The sequence below is a fragment of the Prevotella sp. oral taxon 475 genome, from assembly GCF_018127805.1.
Lineage (GTDB): Bacteria > Bacteroidota > Bacteroidia > Bacteroidales > Bacteroidaceae > Prevotella.
Window position 1 is genome coordinate 2,158,413 of sequence record NZ_CP072334.1, and the last position, 20,206, is coordinate 2,178,618.

General features: G+C 47.8%; 14 protein-coding genes and 1 pseudogene. 8 read left to right on the forward strand and 7 right to left on the reverse strand.

Translation table 11 applies throughout. The features are described from left to right. Positions 1-4: 4 nt before the first annotated feature. From J5A66_RS08545 to lepA, 6 genes and pseudogenes are all read right to left on the reverse strand, one after another. A complete protein-coding gene (locus tag J5A66_RS08545) occupies positions 5-856 on the reverse strand; it encodes a DUF5689 domain-containing protein (RefSeq protein WP_211790210.1) in 852 nt (283 codons plus the stop codon). 56 nt (positions 857-912) lie between these two features. After that, positions 913-3,451: pseudogene (locus J5A66_RS08550) on the reverse strand (TonB-dependent receptor). 123 nt (positions 3,452-3,574) lie between these two features. After that, a complete protein-coding gene (locus J5A66_RS08555; RefSeq protein ID WP_211790211.1) occupies positions 3,575-4,975 on the reverse strand; it encodes a C1 family peptidase in 1,401 nt (466 codons plus the stop codon). A 656-nt stretch (positions 4,976-5,631) separates the two neighbouring features. Next, complete coding sequence (locus J5A66_RS08560; protein ID WP_211790212.1) at positions 5,632-6,324, reverse strand: DUF421 domain-containing protein; 693 nt, start codon at positions 6,322-6,324, stop codon at positions 5,632-5,634. Positions 6,325-6,519: 195 nt separating this feature from the next. Beyond that, positions 6,520-7,125: a Crp/Fnr family transcriptional regulator gene (locus tag J5A66_RS08565; RefSeq protein ID WP_211790213.1), complete on the reverse strand. Its 606-nt coding sequence runs from the start codon at positions 7,123-7,125 to the stop codon at positions 6,520-6,522. 43 nt (positions 7,126-7,168) lie between these two features. Then, a complete protein-coding gene (lepA, locus tag J5A66_RS08570) occupies positions 7,169-8,950 on the reverse strand; it encodes a translation elongation factor 4 (protein ID WP_211790214.1) in 1,782 nt (593 codons plus the stop codon). Between the two features lie 111 nt (positions 8,951-9,061). Between lepA and J5A66_RS08575 the strand changes: the two genes are divergently transcribed. The 8 genes from J5A66_RS08575 (at position 9,062) to J5A66_RS08610 (ending at position 19,384) form a co-directional block, all read left to right on the forward strand. Then, the gene (locus J5A66_RS08575) at positions 9,062-9,457 is read left to right on the forward strand and encodes a hypothetical protein (RefSeq protein ID WP_211790215.1); all 396 of its coding nucleotides are present in this window, start codon (positions 9,062-9,064) and stop codon (positions 9,455-9,457) included. A 638-nt stretch (positions 9,458-10,095) separates the two neighbouring features. Then, positions 10,096-12,612 (forward strand): SLBB domain-containing protein, encoded by a 2,517-nt coding sequence (locus tag J5A66_RS08580; RefSeq protein ID WP_211790216.1) that lies wholly within the window; start codon positions 10,096-10,098, stop codon positions 12,610-12,612. 29 nt (positions 12,613-12,641) lie between these two features. Then, the gene (locus J5A66_RS08585) at positions 12,642-13,691 is read left to right on the forward strand and encodes a chain-length determining protein (RefSeq protein WP_211790217.1); all 1,050 of its coding nucleotides are present in this window, start codon (positions 12,642-12,644) and stop codon (positions 13,689-13,691) included. A 3-nt stretch (positions 13,692-13,694) separates the two neighbouring features. Continuing rightward, complete coding sequence (locus J5A66_RS08590; protein ID WP_211790218.1) at positions 13,695-14,870, forward strand: O-antigen ligase; 1,176 nt, start codon at positions 13,695-13,697, stop codon at positions 14,868-14,870. Continuing rightward, positions 14,867-16,177, forward strand: coding sequence for an oligosaccharide flippase family protein (locus J5A66_RS08595; RefSeq protein WP_211790219.1), 1,311 nt, complete (start codon positions 14,867-14,869; stop codon positions 16,175-16,177). The genes J5A66_RS08590 and J5A66_RS08595 overlap by 4 nt, the downstream gene beginning before the upstream one ends. A gap of 27 nt (positions 16,178-16,204) precedes the next feature. Further along, positions 16,205-17,326 carry a glycosyltransferase family 4 protein gene (locus tag J5A66_RS08600; RefSeq protein ID WP_211790220.1) on the forward strand — a complete coding sequence of 374 codons (1,122 nt, stop codon included), beginning with the start codon at positions 16,205-16,207 and terminating at the stop codon, positions 17,324-17,326. Next, a complete protein-coding gene (locus J5A66_RS08605; protein ID WP_211790221.1) occupies positions 17,316-18,110 on the forward strand; it encodes a polysaccharide deacetylase family protein in 795 nt (264 codons plus the stop codon). Before J5A66_RS08600 ends, J5A66_RS08605 begins: the two co-directional genes overlap by 11 nt. Continuing rightward, positions 18,107-19,384, forward strand: coding sequence for a glycosyltransferase (locus J5A66_RS08610; RefSeq protein ID WP_211790222.1), 1,278 nt, complete (start codon positions 18,107-18,109; stop codon positions 19,382-19,384). Before J5A66_RS08605 ends, J5A66_RS08610 begins: the two co-directional genes overlap by 4 nt. Here J5A66_RS08610 and J5A66_RS08615 read toward each other — a convergent pair. Then, positions 19,374-20,129 carry a glycosyltransferase family 2 protein gene (locus J5A66_RS08615; RefSeq protein WP_211790223.1) on the reverse strand — a complete coding sequence of 252 codons (756 nt, stop codon included), beginning with the start codon at positions 20,127-20,129 and terminating at the stop codon, positions 19,374-19,376. The two genes, J5A66_RS08610 and J5A66_RS08615, sit on opposite strands and share 11 nt — an antisense overlap. Between the last annotated feature and the right edge of the window lie 77 nt (positions 20,130-20,206).

Sequence of the window (20,206 nt, forward strand, 5' to 3'; positions counted from 1 at the left end):
TTACTTATTTCACTTGCTGAACATCGCTTTCCTGGCGGATAAGGATTTGCCAGGTATTGCGAAAACGGGTAAAGATGCCGGTGATGTTGACCTTTCCCTGTGGCAAAGGCAGAGCGGCAAAGTCGGCATAGGTGCTGGTGCGCACCACAATTTGCTGCGCGTTGTAACCCTCCAGCGCTCTATTCACACTATTGGCAGCATCTTTCTCCTGAGCTGTTGCATACATTTTCTTACCGTCGGCACCTGCAAACTTCACGCCTTTGATGGTCATCAGTCGGCCACTATGACTGGCCAGATAGTCAGCATCGGCTATTTTCGCCAGATTAAATTCCTCTGCCGTCACCTGAGAAGCATCCGGAACGCCGACGTAACTGAAGTGTTCGTTCCACAAATAACGGTTCATCCGGCTCACATAGGTCACTCCGCGTGCATTGGTAAAGGGCGTTCCGATTTGCGCTTGAAGGCCGTAGCTTCCCACATAAAGATCTTTCAAGTTGACCAATATCTCTTGTCCTACGGGCAGATACGAGAAAAGGCCGCCTTGTGCGATGCCAATCAAGATGCCGCCTGTACCATCCGAGAGGGCTATATTATTGTATATGTTGCCCTGAATGTCGTTTCCCGTGATGCGACCTTTGATCTGAATATCGGCATCTATCTTCTGATAGGCATTCGATGTGGCCGCAATCACATCTTTATAGTCCTGCTTCAACTGTGCAATCGTAACGACATGGGTCGCCTTGATGCTACTGTTGCCATAGGCGTCGCTACGATTCGGGTCGTTCCAGTCTTTGTCCATACAAGCTGTAAAGCTCATGCAGACAAGGGCGAAGAGTGTATATCCAATTTTTCTCATTGTTTTATCATCTTTTATTTCCTTATGAAACAAGTTCCGTTCCTTGGCAGAACGGGTCAGAATTTATAAGTAACGTTCAGCATTCCATTCGTTCCATAAGCATAGAACAACTTAGGATTGCGTGAGAATTTGTAAGCTCTGCCATTGCCCGAAGCGGTGAAGTCCGACCGGCTTTGTTCATAACCGCCCGTCACAATCTTACTGTTGTTCAGGATGTTGGTGAGCATCAGATTGATGGAAAGCGATCCATGCTTCAAGTAAATGTTCTTACCCACCGAGCCATCGAGCATGAATCCACCCTTGCCTTCTTCTTGCGGGATACGCAGAACGTTGCCTTCACTGTCTACATTGCCGCGTTTTTCGCCCACGCTCTTGTAGCGATGGTAGATCGACGGACTAAGATAGATGCGGTCATAGTAGTTTCCCGACAGGTCGACAAACCAGCCGTTCCGGTGGTAACTCAGGATGATACTGGTAGCAGTGAGGGGCGTTCCCGATTCGCGCATGTTTTTATTGAGCAGCACATCCTCTTCATAAGTCCCCTGTGTAGAGTTCAAATACTTCACGTGAGCATCGTTTGTGTTCTTCGCTTCGCTCACCGTTCCGATGAATTTCACGTCGAAAGCCGAGTTCACCTTGAACTTAACAGCTGCCTCCGCACCATAGTAAGCCTTTCGGTTACCCGTTATAGAGACGTAGGAGAACGAGTTGATGTCGTCGAAATAGAAGCATTGCCAGTCGGTTACATCGCTGATGCGACTGTAATAGCCACTCAAATTAACGTGGAGACGTGCCGACTGATACTGATAACCCAACTCACTGCTGAACATCCGCTCATTTTTCAGATTCTGGGCGAAATCGTTATTCATCTCAGGAGCTGCGAAAGACACATACGGTGTGGGTGCATTAAGCTGATAACCCGCCCCTAACGACAACGTATGTCCGCGTCCGATGCTGTAGGTAAGGCCTGCTTTCGCGCCTCCTTCGAGAAAACGCGCCGTGCCGCTTTTACCAAACGAGTTGTCGGCAAACAGTCCGTTGCGCATCTTTCCATTGCGTTGCATGCTCACTCCGCCTATCTTTCCGGCTGCCATCAGGTTGAAACGACCCATCAATCGACTGTAACTCGTCCAAGCCATCGCCTTGTTTACCAGCACGCGATAGTCGTAACCAAAGACATCTCCCTTACCAACCAGCGCGTTGCGGTTGTTCAAATCATACTGCACCTGGTCCGAATAAGGTGCATAAGTGCCAACGGCATAAGTGTTGATGTTATGATAAGAGGAGGCTCCTAACAAGTCTTCCATCGTTTGATAGTGCCGAGTGTTATTGGTGGCGAGTACATAACCCAAGTTCCAAGCCGACTTTTTATCGAGCTGTAGGTTCAGCGTCGAAGCCATCGAGAGCGTCAACGCGTTGTTGCGACGAGCCTGAACGAAGTACATTGCATCAGCTCCTTGCGCCGAAACGCTGCGATTGGCAGCATACAAACGGTCCCAATTCACTTGTCGGTTGGCCTTAGCCGCAGTAAGATAGCTGTAAGCCGTGTTCCAGTCGGCCAAGGCTTGATCGGTTCGAGCCATGCTGTTGGTTGCGTCCCACACATCATAATAGCTGCTGGGCAACATCTTCCAGTAGTCTGGTTGAGGATTATCACTATTATTATAGTTCAGCTTTGTGCTCTTATATAAACTGTATCTACCCAACAAGGACGTCGTCAGTTTCATCCTGTCGTCTATCTTCCAGTCCCACGTCAGCACAGCCGACGGAGCGAAATCGTTCACCACTCGCGAGTTGCGTTTTTTTTCCATTCAGGTATCCCCAGTAAGGGTTATACTGGTTGTCGTTAGCTATCCAGTAGCTCTCTTGTGTGGCTGCGCCCTGCGTTCCGCGTTCGGTGGGATTGCCCCAAGTGCTCAATGCCAACGAGTGTTGCGAGCGTGTGCCCAGCACTTTCTGAACACCAAAGAAGTAGGAGAGCGAATGATAGAACGTGCCCTCTACATATCCCTGATGCGCCCAGCGATAAGTCAGATTGGCCGAGAAAGCCCAACCCTGCTTATTCAGACCGCTGTTGAAGGTGTACATGCCACGGAGCGTATAGTTGCGGTTGGCCCCTCCGATGGCGATTCGGTGCCCGGCAGGTTGATTGGCAGGGCGAAAATCGTAGTTATTAGAGCCTGCCATACCGGCCATGGCAAAGGTATTCATCTCGAAAGGCAGAGCAAAATCGGCATTTCGGGTCTGCTGATTGAGTCCGCCCACTTGTGAAAAGCGAAACTGTCCGCTCTCCGCATCGTTCAGAGGGATGCCGTTTACATACACCTCATTGTATTTCTGATTGAACGCTCTGTATCTGAATCGCACCGGCGAGAAAAGATAACCCACCTGAGATGCGTAGAGATTGGTGCCCGAATTGATGATCGTGACGTTCTGCGTGCTATTTTCATTCTCGCCCAATTGAGACTCCGTGAAAGTAAATGCCGACTCATCTACTGCGACCGGCTGCTGTGTTTTGTTGTCTTTAGGTGTTTGTGCCTGTGCCAACGCCGAGCAACACAGCACCATCAGTGCCATTTTCAGCCTTGCTTGCATATTGTTTTTATTCTTTGTTGAGGGTAATCTTGATCTTCTTATTTGCAAAAGTAACGATTTTTTCTTGAAAACGCCCCTCTCCCCATTGATATAATGTATAGGAGAAGCGGCCGCATTCTGCTATCAATCGTCTGCAAACACGGGGTCGTCATAAGGCAAGAGAATGGGTTTCTGCGCCGATAGCTTCTGCCACTCTTGCGGAACGAACTGCCGATCCACCACTAAGCGGAAGAAATAGTCGTTCCACCAGTCATTGGTCATGATGAGATAGCCCTTTTGTCCATTGTCCGGGCCCCAGCTATTTTCCACTTTCCACTTCAGCGGCTTACCGTTGGCATCGAGGTCTACGGCCGTCAGCGTCATGGCATGTGTCGATCCGCTGTCGAAAGTGGCTATTCGGTCGGCCTTGTTCATGGGGAAAGTCGTATCGAAAAGCGTAGCATAGTCGAAATTGTTCAAAGCCAGAACGCCGCGATTGCGGTCAAGCTGCTTGCCCACATCAAACGAGCTGTACATTTTATGTCCTGCCTTGATCGAAGCGATGGCCAGCCGCGCCACATCCTCCATGGGCAGATTGAGGTATCGCCAGTTGTGTCCGTCGTAAGAATGTCTGTCGTGCGTCACCTCATACACCTTGTAATATTCGTGTCGTGGGTCGTTCATCACCATCATCGTGGTGGCATTGAGCGATCGGCCCACCGTCTTTTCGTAAAACTGTTTCGGCGTATACGTCTCTACAGGCGTCACCGCTTTACCAGCACTATTCTTGAAAGCATAGGCGAAACTCTTCACCGGCTCGCCCAAGGTGAGAGCCAACATTCGATAGACGGTGGCCAGCATCTGTGTCTTACGGGCCTTTATCTCGGCCGTTTTCTTACCGGCAGCCACCATGCGGCGCAGTTCCAAACCATATTCGCGCAGTTTCGACGACACCAATCTCGACATGCGGTTGGTGTTTTCCGAAGAAAACGTCTCGGGCATTACGCTCTTTGGCACCAGTCCATACTTCTCTGCGAGGTCGGCCACGCCACAGAACGTTCCGCCATCGTTGAGCGGATGCTTAAAAAAGAACTGCACTTCGGGGTCTCCGATGGGCTTTTTGGCACAGTTGACCACGGCTTGCAACATGAGATTGGCCTTCTCCAACTGATCCCAGAAGAAGAGGTAGGCATGCGAAAACTCCACCCGCAGCGAATCGTTCTTCAGAGCAAAGTCGGCACGGAGCACGTTCAAACCCGTAAACATCCAGCATCGACCCGAACTTTTCTGATTGTGTATGTTTTGTTTGGGCGTCTCCAGACTGAAGTAAGTGTCCACTTCGCCTCGACTCTCGGGCGTCCGTGCCAGTTCGTCGATAGAGTTGGCAGCAATGGCATTGACCAATGCGCGTTCGGCAGGTCCCTGTTTGCCTCTCTGCTGTATCGTTTCTAACATCTGCAACGATATTCCTCCTTCTTTGTTTTGGGCGTTTACGCTGCCGGCAATGGCCAAACAGAAGCCCCATATCAGTGCGTTCTTGTTCATGTGAGGTTTAAAATTGATAAGTTTGCACAAAGATACAAAAAACTTTTGATCAGCCAACGGAAAGCACGGAATAAGAGGGGACATCACAAAACAGGGCGAAAAGAATCACAAAGATTAACACTTTACACCTACTCGATTAACACTTCTCTTTTGCTCCATTTAGAAAATGAAATACGCAAAAGGGACATATTTATGTAAAAAGAAATCAACTATAACGAAGGAAAAGATGGTCTTTTGACAGTCAAAAGACCTGAGATTGAAACTCAAAAGACGGTCTTTTGATGATCAAAAGACCGTCTTTCCAAGCAAAAAACACATCCTTTTGCAGGAGAAAAGTCCTCCTTTTCTTCCCTTATCTCTTGCTACTGAATGTATAAAAGCTGATAGATTTTCTTTAATTCTATGATTATCAGAGACTTAAAGAATTTCCTGCAAAACCTCGTGAGACGGCGTTCTACGCGCCAAAGGCGGCAAACTTTTCGTAGAAACGATTCTCGTGCAGTTTTCAAAACTTATTTTTAACAATCCCGTTTCTCTGTTTGTTTATTTTAAGAAACCAGCTTCCAGCGTGCTTCTCTCTGCCTTCAGACGTTCTGTAAGTGACCTTCTATAAGTAGAAGGCACGCGTGCCCTTGCACGTATCGCCGTCTATAGACTTAGTTCAGCACCTCTCCGCCGATCTTTTCTGCCAGAATTTCTTCGGTGCCCCGCCTCACATCGCCATTCTTTGCTACGAGATAAAAGCCCGTTCCAGGGGTCCATTCTAAGCAAAACAGGTCCGTCGGACCGTTGTAACCATAGTGTTTGATGCGACTAAGCACCCAGTCGCGAGTTCGATTGCAGTGCATCAGCGTGCTGTCTACGATGGCTCCGTTATTCACCAGCAGGTAAGACTCCGCCATTTTCCCCACCTCCGACACCGTCACAGACCCGTTGGTTTCAAATCTTACGTCATCTACGTCGAACATAGAGAATACGCCTTTCTGTCTGAGTAGCAGTCGGAACTGTTCCATCTCTAAGCTGTTGCGCTTGAAAACTTTGAAGTTCAGTACGCCGTTCTTCACCAAATAAACGCTGTCGCCCTTGATGATGCGCCGCAACAGGGCCGAGCGCATACAGAAACGGATGAAGAGATTGAAGGCCGTCCACACGGCTAAGGCAAAGAGAATGTGCCAAACACGCATGTCGGGATTGTAAATCACGCCTCCGACAAGGGCACCGATCACAAACGCACTCACCGTGTCGAGCGGCGTGAGCTGTGCCATCTGCGCCTTTCCGGCCACGCGAAGAAAGAAAAGTATGCCCACCATGCCGGTGATTAGCTTGAGGGCGATGTCAAAATACTGCATTTAGGTGCTATTATTATTGGTGGAATGTATATATATTTCTGCCACTATCGACTATGCAAGCGTTGCTCCGAGACCTATCAACAGCAGCAACCATCTGTTGATAGAATATTTTTCCATTCGTTCTTGATGCCATCTCGGGTTTTCATCTCATTGAGAAAACCCGTTTGTAGGAGTTAAATACGTTTATGGTTGACTTTATTTTCGATCGGAATATAAGGATGCAGCCCGAACACGCGACAGGGTTTCGGGCGTCATTTGCAAGTAGTTGGCCACATAAAGCAGCGGTGCTCGTAGCACCACTTGCGGCATGAGTTTGCACAATTTGAGGTATCTGTCTTGCGCTGTTTCGAATCTTAAGAGGTCGGCATGCACTTGAGAGATAATCAGACTCTCTTCCAAGATCTTTCGAAACAGTATCTGAATGTTCACATTATGCAGTGCCACCTCTTCCAATCTGCGCTTAGGCAGAGCGTAGATAAGGGTAGGTTCGAGGGCTTCTACTTGTAGAAGGGAGGGTTTTTCCTGAAAAAGGCTCTCAATACACATAAAGATACTGCCTTCTACACCAATGTGTTCGGTCAGTTGTTTGCCATTTTTGAAATAGAATTGTCTGACCAATCCACGTTCGATATAATAGATATGCTGGCAGGTCTCTCCCTCTTTGAGAATCATTTCGCCCTTAGCGAACTTCATCGGCACAAGCACACTCTCGAGAATATCCAACTCGTCGTGCGTCATTGTGCTGTATTTGCGTGCCAATTCGCGAGCAATATCGCGGGTAGAGTTGCTAAGTTCTTTCATAAGGTAGACATCTTTACTGTTAGGTTCTTTATTATAATAGGTATCAATCCAGTTTGAGAACAGCGAGGAAAGCTTTCTGCGGAACCTCCACATTGCCGATTTGCTTCATGCGTTTCTTTCCTTTTTTCTGTTTCTCCAGCAGTTTTCGCTTCCGGCTAACGTCGCCTCCGTAGCACTTGGCGGTCACGTCTTTACGGACGCACTTCACCGTTTCGCGTGCCACGATTTTAGCTCCGATGGCCGCCTGAATGGCTATATCGAACTGCTGACGCGGGATAAGTTCTTTCAGTTTCTCGCACATTCTCCGTCCAAAGGTAGCCGCGTTGTCATGATGGGTGAGCGTTGAGAGCGCATCTACGGCTTCTCCGTTGAGAAGAATGTCGAGTTTGACAAGCCGAGAGGGCCGGAAACAATCGACATGATAGTCGAACGAGGCGTAGCCTTTGGAGATAGACTTGAGTTTATCGTAGAAATCGATGACAATCTCTCCCAGGGGGAGCATGAAATGCAGTTCGACGCGATTGCCGCTCACATATTCTTGATTGATGAGTTCGCCCCGTTTGTCGATGCAGAGCTTCATGATAGGCCCGATGAAGTTGACGTTGGTGATGATAGAAGCCCGAATATAAGGCTCCTCGATGTGGTCGATCAGGGTAGGATCGGGCAGTCCCGAGGGATTGTGCACTTCGCGTTCGTTGCCCAATTTGTCGTAAACCATGTACGACACGTTAGGAACGGTAGTGATGACGTCCATATTGAATTCGCGGTCGAGCCGTTCTTGCACAATCTCCATGTGCAAAAGGCCCAAAAAGCCGCAACGGAACCCAAACCCAAGAGCCACCGACGACTCTGGCGAAAACGTGAGCGAGGCATCGTTAAGTTGCAGTTTCTCTAACGAGGCACGCAGGTTTTCGTATTCGGAAGGATCAATCGGATAGACGCCGGCAAAGACCATGGGTTTCACTTCCTGAAATCCGGCAATGGCCGAGGCACAAGGCAAAGCCTTATGGGTAATGGTATCGCCCACCTTCACTTCCTTAGCGTCTTTTATTCCGCTGATGATATAGCCCACTTCGCCCGTGTGCAATTCCTGTCGGGGTATCATGTCCATCTTGAGCACGCCCACTTCGTCGGCCACATACTCCATACCGGTATTGAAAAACTTCACCTGGTCGCCCTTGCGAATCACGCCATTGAGCACTTTGAAGTAGGCGATGATGCCACGAAAGGAGTTGAACACCGAGTCGAAGATCAAGGCCTGAAGCGGCGCATTGTCGTCTCCCACGGGGTGTGGAACCCGTTCTACCACGGCCCGGAGGATGTTTTCCACCCCCTCGCCCGTCTTTCCGGAAGCCCGCAGGATGTCTTCTTTCTTGCATCCCAACAGTTCGACAATCTCGTCTTCCACCTCTTCGGGCATAGCACTGGGCATATCCACCTTATTAATGACGGGAATGATTTCCAAGTCGTGTTCAATGGCCATGTAAAGGTTGGAAATGGTTTGCGCCTGAACGCCCTGTGTGGCATCTACCACCAGCAATGCGCCCTCGCAAGCGGCGATGCTTCGCGACACCTCATACGAAAAATCGACATGCCCCGGGGTGTCGATGAGATTGAGAACATATTTCTCTCCCTCATGCGTATATTCCATTTGGATGGCATGACTCTTGATGGTGATGCCACGTTCTTTTTCCAGATCCATATCATCGAGCATCTGTCCGCCCGTCACTTGGATAGTTTTGGTGTATTCCAAGAGGCGGTCTGCCAGAGTGGACTTACCGTGATCGATGTGTGCAATGATGCAAAAGTTTCTGATATGATTCATGAAAGGGAGATCTTTTGAAATCGCAAAGTTACTGATTTCAATCGGGATTTCGCGGTGTTTTTTATAAATTTCGCAAAATGTAAGTACCTTTGCGCGCAAACAAAGATGGATATGAAACAGATTTTATTGGCCCTTTTGAGTGTCTTTGCCCTCGCCTCGTGCCATGAAAGCATCGAGGAGCGTGCCCAAAGAGAAGCAAAGGCCTACACGGAAAAGTATTGTCCCACGCCGGTGAACAATTTTACGCGCACAGATAGCGTTGTGTTCTACCCTGCGACAAAGACTTATCACTACTTCTGTACCTTTAATGGACGGATGGACAACGCCGAAATCATCGCTCAAAACGAAGCCGCCATTCGCGGACAGTTGCTGAAAGCCATCAGCGAGTCTACCGAACTGAAAGCCTACAAGGATGCCGGCTTCGTATTTGCCTATACTTGCCACTCTGAAAAGCATCCGCGCCAAGTGCTGTTCGAGGCGAGATACACGGCAAAAGAATATCAATAATCGCCCCCGAAGAGACTTTTCTGCAACCCAATAGAGCCATACGCCAGGGTTTGATTCGTACGAATGAAACCTAAAAGGCTCTTTGCCGTTCCTTAAAAGTGCGTTTTCTTTTGCCATTACCTTTGTCTTGACATAGAGAAGAGAGAAAGATTTGCAGCTCCACACATGGCCTTTTGAGAAAGAAAAACGGGAGTCGATATCCTGATCTCTTAGCTTTTGCATGTCATTTTCTTAGCTTTTGACGTGCAAAAACTAAGAAAATGACATGCAAAAGCTAAGAGTTGGGGAAACACTTTGTAAGAACCTGATTTTCAAAACGTTATACAAACAAGAAAAATCGGCGTTTTTCTTCGTCTCTTTTTCGCCCAAAGTGTCCGTAAAAAGGGGGTGGCCTTGGGTGAAAAGAGGACTGCGGAGAAGGGATGCAGAGAGGGGTTGTTTGACGAATAGGCTGGCAACAAAGGACGAGAACTGATTTTTTCTTTGTAACTTTGCAACAAATCGACAAAAAAAGCGTTCTCTCTAAAAGATGGGAAGACAGGCCTCGCCGGTCGTCCTCCTCCTTATCAATGCCCCCTTGACGACACTTCGACAAGGCAGAGGCGCGCAACTGACAATAGAACAATCCAACAACGCAAATGAAAAGATTCCTTCTCCTTGTGCTCTTCGCGGCACTTTGCTTGATCGACACGCAGGCCCAATCGACAATGACAGACAGCCAGGTGTTGCAATTCGTCATGAAAGAACACGAAGCTGGCACTTCCCAGTCGCAAATCATCACCAAACTGATGCAACGTGGCGTGGATATACAGCAGATTCGACGGGTGAAGAAAACCTATGAACGCGTGGCCAAGGACAAGGGACTGGGTCAAATAAGTGCCGGAACCGAGAAAGAAGCCAGCAACCGGATGCGGAAGAACAACGGGGAAACCAAAGCCGAGGCTACAACCAGTCACAAGGTGAAGGGTCAACAGGTCATCGATGGGGCGAAACCTTACTCCAAGACCCATCCGGAGTTCAAGCAGATGGAACAAGAACTGGACACATTTCTACCCGACTCCGTGGCTTTTGACGGGGAAGAGATGCCCAAGGTGCATCTTGATCAAAAGGAGAAAAAAGTGTTCGGCCGAGACATCTTCAACCGAAAGGATCTCTCGTTCGAACCGAACATGAACATTGCCACGCCGCAAAACTATCGGTTGGGCCCCGGCGATGCCGTTATCATCGACATCTATGGTGCCTCGCAGAAGTCGGAACAGCTGACGGTCTCGCCCGATGGCGATGTGACCATCGAGGGATTCGGCCCCGTTCAGGTGAGCGGACTCACCGTCGCAGAGGCCAATGCGCGGCTTCGGGCCACGTTAGGGGCACGTTACAGCAGTTCGCGCGTGCGACTCACCGTGGGGCAAACGCGTACGATCTTGGTGAATGTAATGGGCGAGGTGAAACTGCCCGGCACCTATACGCTCTCGGCTTTCGCAACGGTGTTTCACGCTTTGTATATGGCCGGCGGCATCAATAGTCTGGGTACGCTGCGCAACATCAAGGTGTATCGGCACAACAAACTCGTCACCGTGGTGGACATCTACGACTATATCCTCAACGGGAAACTCACGGGCAATGTGCGCCTGGCCGATAACGACGTGATTGTCGTTGGGGCTTACGACTGCATTGTCAACATCACCGGTAAGGTGAAGCGGCCTATGTACTACGAAATGAAACGCAGCGAGAGCGTGGGTACCCTGCTGAAATATGCCGGTGGCTTTACGGGCGATGCTTATACGAAGGCGGTAAGACTGGTGAGAAAGACGGGACGGGAATTCTCGGTGTACAACATCGGCGAGTTCGACCTCAACACGTTCCATCTCTCCGACGAAGACTCGGTGGGCGTCGACTCCATTCTGCCGCGCTTTTCCAACCGCGTTGAGGTGAAAGGGGCTGTGTTCCGCCCTGGCATCTATCAGGTGGGAGGAACGATTAATAGCGTTCGCACGCTGATAGAACATGCCGAGGGCCTTACCGAAGAGGCGTTTACGGCGCATGCTGTGATGCATCGCATGCGCCCGGACAGAACGTTGGAGGTGGTGCCCGTCGACGTGGAGGGGATCATGAGCGGTAAGACTGCCGACATTCCGTTGCAAAAAAACGACGTGCTGTTCATCCCCACCAAAGCGGAAATGATGCAAGAGCAAACGGTTACCATCCATGGCGAGGTGCAATATCCCGGCATCTATCGATATGCTGCCAACGAAACGCTGGAAGATCTCGTGCTGCAAGCAGGTGGATTGCGGGAGACGGCCTCTACGGTGAAGGTGGATGTGGCTCGACGCATCATCAATCCCAAAGCATTGACAACAGACTCGGTGATCTCGAAAACCTATACCTTTGCCCTGAAAGATGGCTTTATCATCGACGGTCAACCCGGTTTTACGCTGCAACCTTTCGACGAGGTGTATGTGAGAAAGAGTCCGGGATATAACGAACAGAAGAATATCGAGGTGACAGGACAGGTGATGTTTGCCGGCACTTACACTCTGACGAGCAAGAACGAACGACTGAGCGATGCCGTGAAACGGGCCGGAGGCGTGACCGATTTGGCCTATGTGCGCGGCGCACGACTGGAACGCCGCATCACACCCGACGAGCGTTTGCGTATGGAAACGGTGCTGGGCATCGTGCGGATGCAAAGCGGAAAGAAGGATTCGGTGGACGTCAAACAGCTCAATCTGGGCGATACCTATTACGTGGGCATCGAACTGGACAAGGCTTTAAAGGAACCTGGAGGCGATGCCGACCTGGTGTTGCGCGAGGGAGACAAGATTATCGTGCCCGAATATAACGGAACGGTGAGAATCAGCGGCAATGTAATGTATCCCAATACGGTGGCGTATGAGAAGGGAAAACGCCCGGCTTGGTATATCGATCAGGCCGGTGGATTCGGCAATCGGGCCAAAAAGGGTAACACCTATATTATATACATGAACGGAACTGTGGCTCGTGTGGGACACAATGCTAAGATTCGACCCGGCTGCGAGATTGTGGTGCCCACCAAACCCGAAAGCAGCGGCAAAGGACTTGCTCAATGGCTCTCCATCGGAACTTCCGTGGCCAGCATCGCGACTATGGTGGCCACAATCGCGAATTTGACGAAGTAAAGTATAGAGGTTAACATTCCAGTAATATAATGAGCAACAAGAATAAAACGATTGACATCGTCACCATAGCCCGACGTATCGGTAATAAAAAGAAACTGTTTCTCAAAGTGAGCATTATCACTTTCATCTTATCATGCGTTATCATTCTTCCCGTACCTCGCTATTATGTCTGCGAGGTGGAACTTGCACCAGAAATAGGTGTGGCTGAGGGTGGTAGCAGTCTCTCGGATTTGGCTTCTACATTTGGATTGAATATAGGAAGCGGTATCACTGGCGATGCCATTTCACCCGATCTCTATCCTGAACTACTTAAGTCGAACGACTTCATCTATAATCTTATCACTTGTCCCATAAAAACAACGGATGGTAAGATTTCGACAACATATTATGATTATCTGCTTAAACACCAAAAGAAGAATCCGCTGACGGCACCTATTCGCTGGATTGGCGGATTATTCCAGAAGAAAAAAGAAAGCAAGCCTATCAAAGCTATCAACAAGTTCAATCTTACAGAAGAAGAGTCTAATATCTTCGGTAAAATAAAAGATCATATCAGTTGTCAGATTGACTTGAAGACAAGGAAAATCACATTGTCGGTAGAAGACCAAGATCCTTTGGTTTCAGCCACTATGGCTGAACAGCTACGCAGAAAGCTGCAAGAGTTCATTACACGATACCGCACCAGTAAGTCGCTGCGTGATTTGGAGTATTACACCAAGCTGAGCCGACAAGCAAAGGCAGAATACGAGAAGGCACGGCAGAGATATAGCAGTTTCTCTGACGCCAATATGGATGCTATTCTCGTTTCGTATAACTCGAAAAAGGATGACCTGGAAAACGAAATGCAACTGAAGTATAACGCCTACACTGCGCTGAACACGCAGATGCAGACTGCAAGAGCCAAGGTACAAGAGACCACCCCAGCTTTTACTACGATCAAAGAAGCGTCGGTACCCTTGCTGCCTGCTGGCCCAAAGCGTATGGCTTTTGTGGCGGCAATGCTCATTCTCTCATGGATAGTGACTGCCTTTTACTCTTGTCGCGATCTGTTTGTAAATAGTTTCTTGCATGAGGAGTAAAAGATGGCAAAGGCATTATACTTATTGGCAGTACTATGCAGTATGGTCTCTCAGATACCTGCTATTCTAGATTCTGGGGGCGATCAATATCTCAAAGCTGTTTGGGTGTTGCCTTTTGTTTATCTGCTGCTCTCCAATCCTCGTTCTTATCTGAAGAACGAACTACTGTTCTTCTATTTTTTCGTTTTTATCTTCGCCTACTACTGTTTTGTATGTGAAATGTTTGCTGATGGGAAGTATTTTACTGAAGACTTGTACAATACTGCCATCTCATTATTGATGACGATTGTGTCATTCAATTTCTGGAAAAACCATGGAACCCATAACGTTCTGCAAGCTATTTGTCTCATCTTTGCGGTTTCAGGTACACTATTGGCCTTGAATGTATATGTCAATTTCCTGCAAGGCAGCAGCCTTACCTCGGCAACCTATACTTTTAGCGATAAGAACTCTGTTGCCCAAATTCTGCTTTGTTGTGCCACCTTTGTTTTGGTTTTCAGTCGGTCGCGTATCAGACTGACACTTTGGGCGAATCGTTTGCTAGCATTCATAATGATTCTCATTTTAATATTGCTACGTTCTCGAGCTACGTTTGTTAGTGGTCTTGTTATTATAGGCTATTATATTTTTAAATCGGAGAATAGGCGAGCACGCTACTGTTTTTTTATTACGGTTGCCATTGCCATGATTTACATAGCATCGCATACCAGTGCGTCGGACATCGTTTACAATGGTATTATCATGGGTGGACGTGATGCCAGTGACGTTAATGACGTCAGTTCGGGACGGGTCTTTCTAGTGATGATTGCGATCTCTCAGATTCCAGAACACCTCTGGGTTGGTATCGGTGACTATTACGTAGACTGTATGCCCATCAATATCTTGCTTCAATACGGAGTTGTGGGTCTGGTCATTGTCTTTACCTTTCTCTTCTATCTTTTCCGCATACTTAAACGACACCACAGAGCAGGGGGTATTTCCTCCATGGCCTACATCATCTATCTCTCATTTTTAGTAAATGCTCTTTTTGAAGCGCGGCCCCCATTCGGCCCTGGGGTGCGTAGTTTTACGCTTTGGATGTTGGTGGGTTTTGCTTTGGCTGAACTTTGCAAACGTACCGAAAGCAAAAAAATAACGGAACAACCTATTCTTCCTGTCATTAAAACTCTTAATTCATGAAATGGCTTATCCACAAAGTGAATATTCTAAGGCAGAGCAGTCTGGCTAAAGATTCGTTTTGGTCGGTCTTCGGTAATGGATTGGGTAATGTGTTGTTGTTGCTCACCAGCATGTTAGTAGCGCGTATGTTGGAGAAAGATCTTTTCGGCGAATATGGAATGGTGAAAAATACAATGTTTTACATCGCAGCTTTCTCTACTTTCGGATTGGGGTACACCTCGACTAAGTTCATTGCACACGCCATTGAAGAACGCCGAAATGATGTGTCGACCATCGTACAAGCAGCTACAATCATCACATTGGTTTCAGCTTTGGTTATGAGTGTGCTGTTGTTATTGTTTGCAGAGCAGCTGGCCCAATACATCCAGGCACCACAGCTGGCTCAGCCCTTTCGTTTTTTGGGACTCATTCTCATCGCTAAGGCTTTCTCAACCACACAAACGGGTATTCTCGCGGGCTATAAGGCCTTTCGTGCATTGGGGATAAACACCATTCTTTCGGGGATTGTGCTATTGATAGTTAGTTTGCCGCTTACCCATTGGATGGGCGTACGTGGAGCTTTGTTAGGTTTACTTTGCTCGCAATTGGCTTTGTGCCTGGCTAATGGTATTATTATCCGCCGTATTACAAACAAACAGAACTGTTCCCACGTAAATGATCTTTCGGTCTACATCAAGGATATTCTGCGTTTCTCGTTTCCTGTAGCACTACAAGAGCTCTCTTATACCATTTGCAATTGGGGGGCGATGTTGCTCATTACAAAATATGCTACGATTGGAGAGGTAGGTCTCTACTCTGCTGCTACGCAATGGGGAGCCATCATCCTATTTATCCCCACTCTCTTGCAAAGCGTCATTCTTTCTTATCTCTCAGGACTTACGCAAAACGAGCATAGCCACAACCGCATCTTATGGCGAATGATGTCGGTAAACTTGGTTTGCTCCATACTTCCTTTCCTTGGTATTTTGGCTCTCTCCGGAATCATCACCTCATTTTACGGTAATAGTTTCACCGGTTTGCGTATTGTTATCAATGTTTATGCGTTTGCCGCAATTCCGATATGCCTTACGAGTGTATTACAGGCCGATCTGTTGGCTAAGGGACATAATTGGATGCTCTTCGTACTACGTACAATACGCGATGTTGTGATTGTGGGAGTTGTATTTTGCCTATTTTCTAGTCATCCCGAGCAGAGCACTGCCCTCAATCTCTCACTAATCAATGTAGCTGCATATAGTTTGTCTGCGGTATCACTCTTCATTTTTCTGCAACATGTTTCAAAGAAAAGTTCAAATAGCCCAAGGTGATAACCCAACATTATCAAGAATAAGACGATGAATCCTATTGTTTCCAAACCGCTTTGTCTTATTACAAACATTGGTTCACACTACCGTTTCCCCATCTTCAGCGAGATGGCCAAAGCCTTTGCGTGCCATTTTTACTTGGGCGACAAAGTAGCAACACCAATAAAGAAGTTCGATTATACCCAGCTGGAAGGCTATCACCAAACATTGAAAAATGTTTATTTCGGTCCGTTCTATTGGCAACGTGGTTCGGTAAGGTTGCTTTTTAAGCCCTATCGTTATTACATCATTGATGGCGAGCCCTTCTGTCTTTCCTCATGGGCCATATTGTTATTAGCCAAGCTTACCCGAAAGAAAACTATTGCATGGACACATGGATGGTATGGCAGGGAGGGAACAATAAAAAGACTGGTAAAAAAGCTCTTTTTCTCCTTGCATTCCGCATTGATGGTTTATAGCGAATACGCCATTGCCCTGATGCAGAAAGAGGGAATACCCAGGCGAAAGATGTATTGCATTGCCAATTCGATGGATTCGGACAAAGAACGCGCCATACGAGAACAACTTGCTTGTAGCGACATCTACCGCCAACATTTCCGTAACGACAACCCAACTGTCATCTATTGTGGAAGAATTCAGAAAAGTAAAAGGTTAGAATTGCTCATAGATTGCGTTGCCCAATTGAAGCAAGAAGGCCACCCCATTAATGTTGTCTTCGTTGGTAAAGACGTTGAACAGGTTCATATCGACCAGTATGCCAAAGACAAGAACGTGGCTGATAGCGTTTGGATGTATGGCCCTTGTTATAACGATGAGGTGCTTGGGCAATTGTTCTACAATGCCCATGTCTGCGTTTCGCCTGGTAATGTAGGCCTTACAGCCATTCATTCGCTTACGTTTGGATGCCCCGTCGTTACCCATAACAACTTCGCTTACCAAATGCCAGAGTTTGAATCCATACGTCAAGGCGAAACGGGAACATTCTTCGAACAAGGCAATGCCAAGAGCCTGAAACAGGAAATAGAATATTGGATCTGCGCAGACGTAGGCAAACGCGAGCAAACCAGGCGGAAGGCTTTTGACGAAATCGACCGCAAATGGAACATTCATTATCAATTAGAAGTCATAAGAAAAGTGCTCAATGAAACCTAACTCCACCCTATACCAACGTCTGCGCGGCATTGCCCGAGAAGAAATACTGAACATTCTTGGTGCCTGGGCAACTCCAGCTCCAGGTATCCACATCTTAAACGGCCACAGAATAGCAACCGAAAAAGAGCCCGACACCTTTCGGAACTTACTGGAAAACCTGTCGCACGATGTATGTTTCATTCGAATAGAAGAGGCAGTAGAGTGCATTATGCGCAAAGAATGTCCCGACAAACCACTGGTAGCTTTCACGTTCGACGATGGTTTTATGGAGTGTTACGACATTTTCGCTCCTCTTTTGGAAGAGTTTGGCGTAAATGCTCTCTTCTTTGTCAATCCAAATTATGTGGAAGGGGACGACGCCTACATTGAATATTTCAACAACCACACAGTACTTACCGAGGGAAAACAGCCTATGCGTTGGTCGCATCTAAGCGAATTGGCCAACCGCGGACATATGATAGGGGCACACACCTTGGACCATTACATGATTAACACCGACGATGAAGACACGCTCCGTCACCAAATCGTAACTTGCAAAACAGTAATAGAACAACAGCTACAACAGCCCTGCCACTACTTTGCCTTTCCTTATGGAAAACTTACACATGCCAATCAGCGGTCAATAGACATCGCCTGTAAAGCTTATAAGTATGTCTTCTCGCAATCCGATTACAAACATTACTTCTCTTTTAATGGGAAAGTTCTCAATCGTAGGCATTTCGAACCTTTCTGGCCCATTCAGCACATTAACTATTTCATCAGTTGCAATAAAACCTACGAATGAAGAAGCTGCTACAAATCAACATCACTGCCAACTGGGGTTCACATGGAAAGATAGCAGAAGGTATAGGTAAGGCGGCTATCAAGCAAGGCTGGCAAAGCTACATCGCATACGGAAGATGGGCCAATCCCAGCGCATCCAATCTCTTCCATATCGGAAACAGATGGGATGAAATGCGCCATGGGTTGGCTTCACGACTGCTCGACAACCACGGCTTAATGTCTCAGAAGGCCACCAAGTCGTTACTGCAATTCGTCAGAAACGTCAACCCCGACATTGTACACCTGCACAACATACATGGCTATTACCTCCATTATCCACTGCTTTTTCAATACCTACGCCAACACGACATCCCCGTGGTGTGGACGCTGCACGACTGTTGGAGCTTTACAGGCCATTGCGCGCACTATGAATTTTGTGGATGTGAGAAATGGAAAACGCATTGTGCGGAATGCCCACAAAAGAAAGCATATCCTAAGAGTTGGCTGTTAGATCGCTCGTTTCGCAACTTCGAACAAAAAAAAGAGACCTTTCTTTCTCTCAACCACCTTACACTCGTACCCGTAAGCCAATGGTTACAGCATCAGTTACAGCAGTCGTTTTTCAAACATACGCCCATCCACCTTATATATAATGGTATTGATACGAATGTTTTTAGCAAGCAGACGGAAGTGAGCTGGGTGAAAGAGAAGTATGGCATCCCTGCCCATTGTGCCATCGTTTTGGGGGTTGCCTCCAACTGGTATCGAAAAGGTTTACCCGACTTTCTTCAGCTTGCATCACTCTTGCCCCCATCCATCCGTATCGTTCTTGTGGGTCTGAACAAACAAGAACAAAAGTTAGCTGCTCGCGCAGGCATTGTAGGCATTAGTCGCACAGACAGCCAACGCGAACTCTGCTCACTCTATTCGGCTGCCAGCGTTTATTTCAACCCCACTTGGGAAGACACTTTTCCCACAACCAATCTTGAGGCGATGGCCTGTGGAACACCTGTCGTTACTTACAATACAGGTGGAAGTCCCGAAGCCATTACGGCAGAAACGGGTGTCGTGATAGCGAAAGGCGATATACAAACAGCCGCCACTAAGATAGAACTCTTATGCCAACAACCTGCCACAACTTTCGAAGACGCTTGTAGACAGCATGTCGTTCGGCATTTCAATAAGGAAGAACGCTTTTCAGAATATCTCGAACTATACACCCAACTTCTCAAGAAAAACGAACAAGAAGGTGCATCCCATCAGGCCTTCACGACAAATACATGCATCAAAGCCTAAATTCCAATACCTTATAAAAATACTTCAGGCAGATCAGCAACGGGTGAGTGTAGAGGCCATTCTCTCTGCATGCACGCGCGTCCTCGCGCAATAGCGTCAGTCGGCTGCCCATATTCTTGGTGCTAACACCGCCTGTGCGCATCGTAACAAAGTCTATGTTCAGGTATTTTGCCCTAATGTTGAACCGCTTAAAAAGCCTGACCATCATCTCAAAGTCGCCGCCAATTTGATAATCCGTCTTGTACAGTCCAGCCTTTTCAAACACTTCTCTGCGTACATAGAATGAAGGATGAGCCGGCATCAGACCGAAGCGCAGCCACCAAGGGCGAAAACCTGCCGATGAATAATGCCGCACGCTATGCGTTAAGTCGGATTCGCGAACGAAATGCACGTCGCCATAAACAGCATCCAGCATCGGGTCGGAAAACGCTTGCGCCACTTTCTCCACCACATCTGTTGTCGTAAAGAAGTCGTCCGAGTTCAAAATACCCACCACATCGCCTGTAGCCATGCGCAAACCTTTGTTCATGGCATCGTAAATCCCGGCATCTTTCTCGCTCACCCAGCGCATTCTGCCCGCAAATCTTGGTTCAAATTCGCAGATAAGACCGATGGTGTTGTCGCTCGACAGTCCATCTACGACGATGTATTCGATGTCAGGAAAGGTTTGATTCAACACCGACTGCATGCAACTCGCTATCGTCGTGGCACTATTATAGGCCACTGTAACTACCGTTACCTTCATATATTCAGCATCAGAAGCATGCCGTCTTTTCTTTTATCTCACCTGTTTGTTTTCAAATAGCCCCACATTTGGATTGC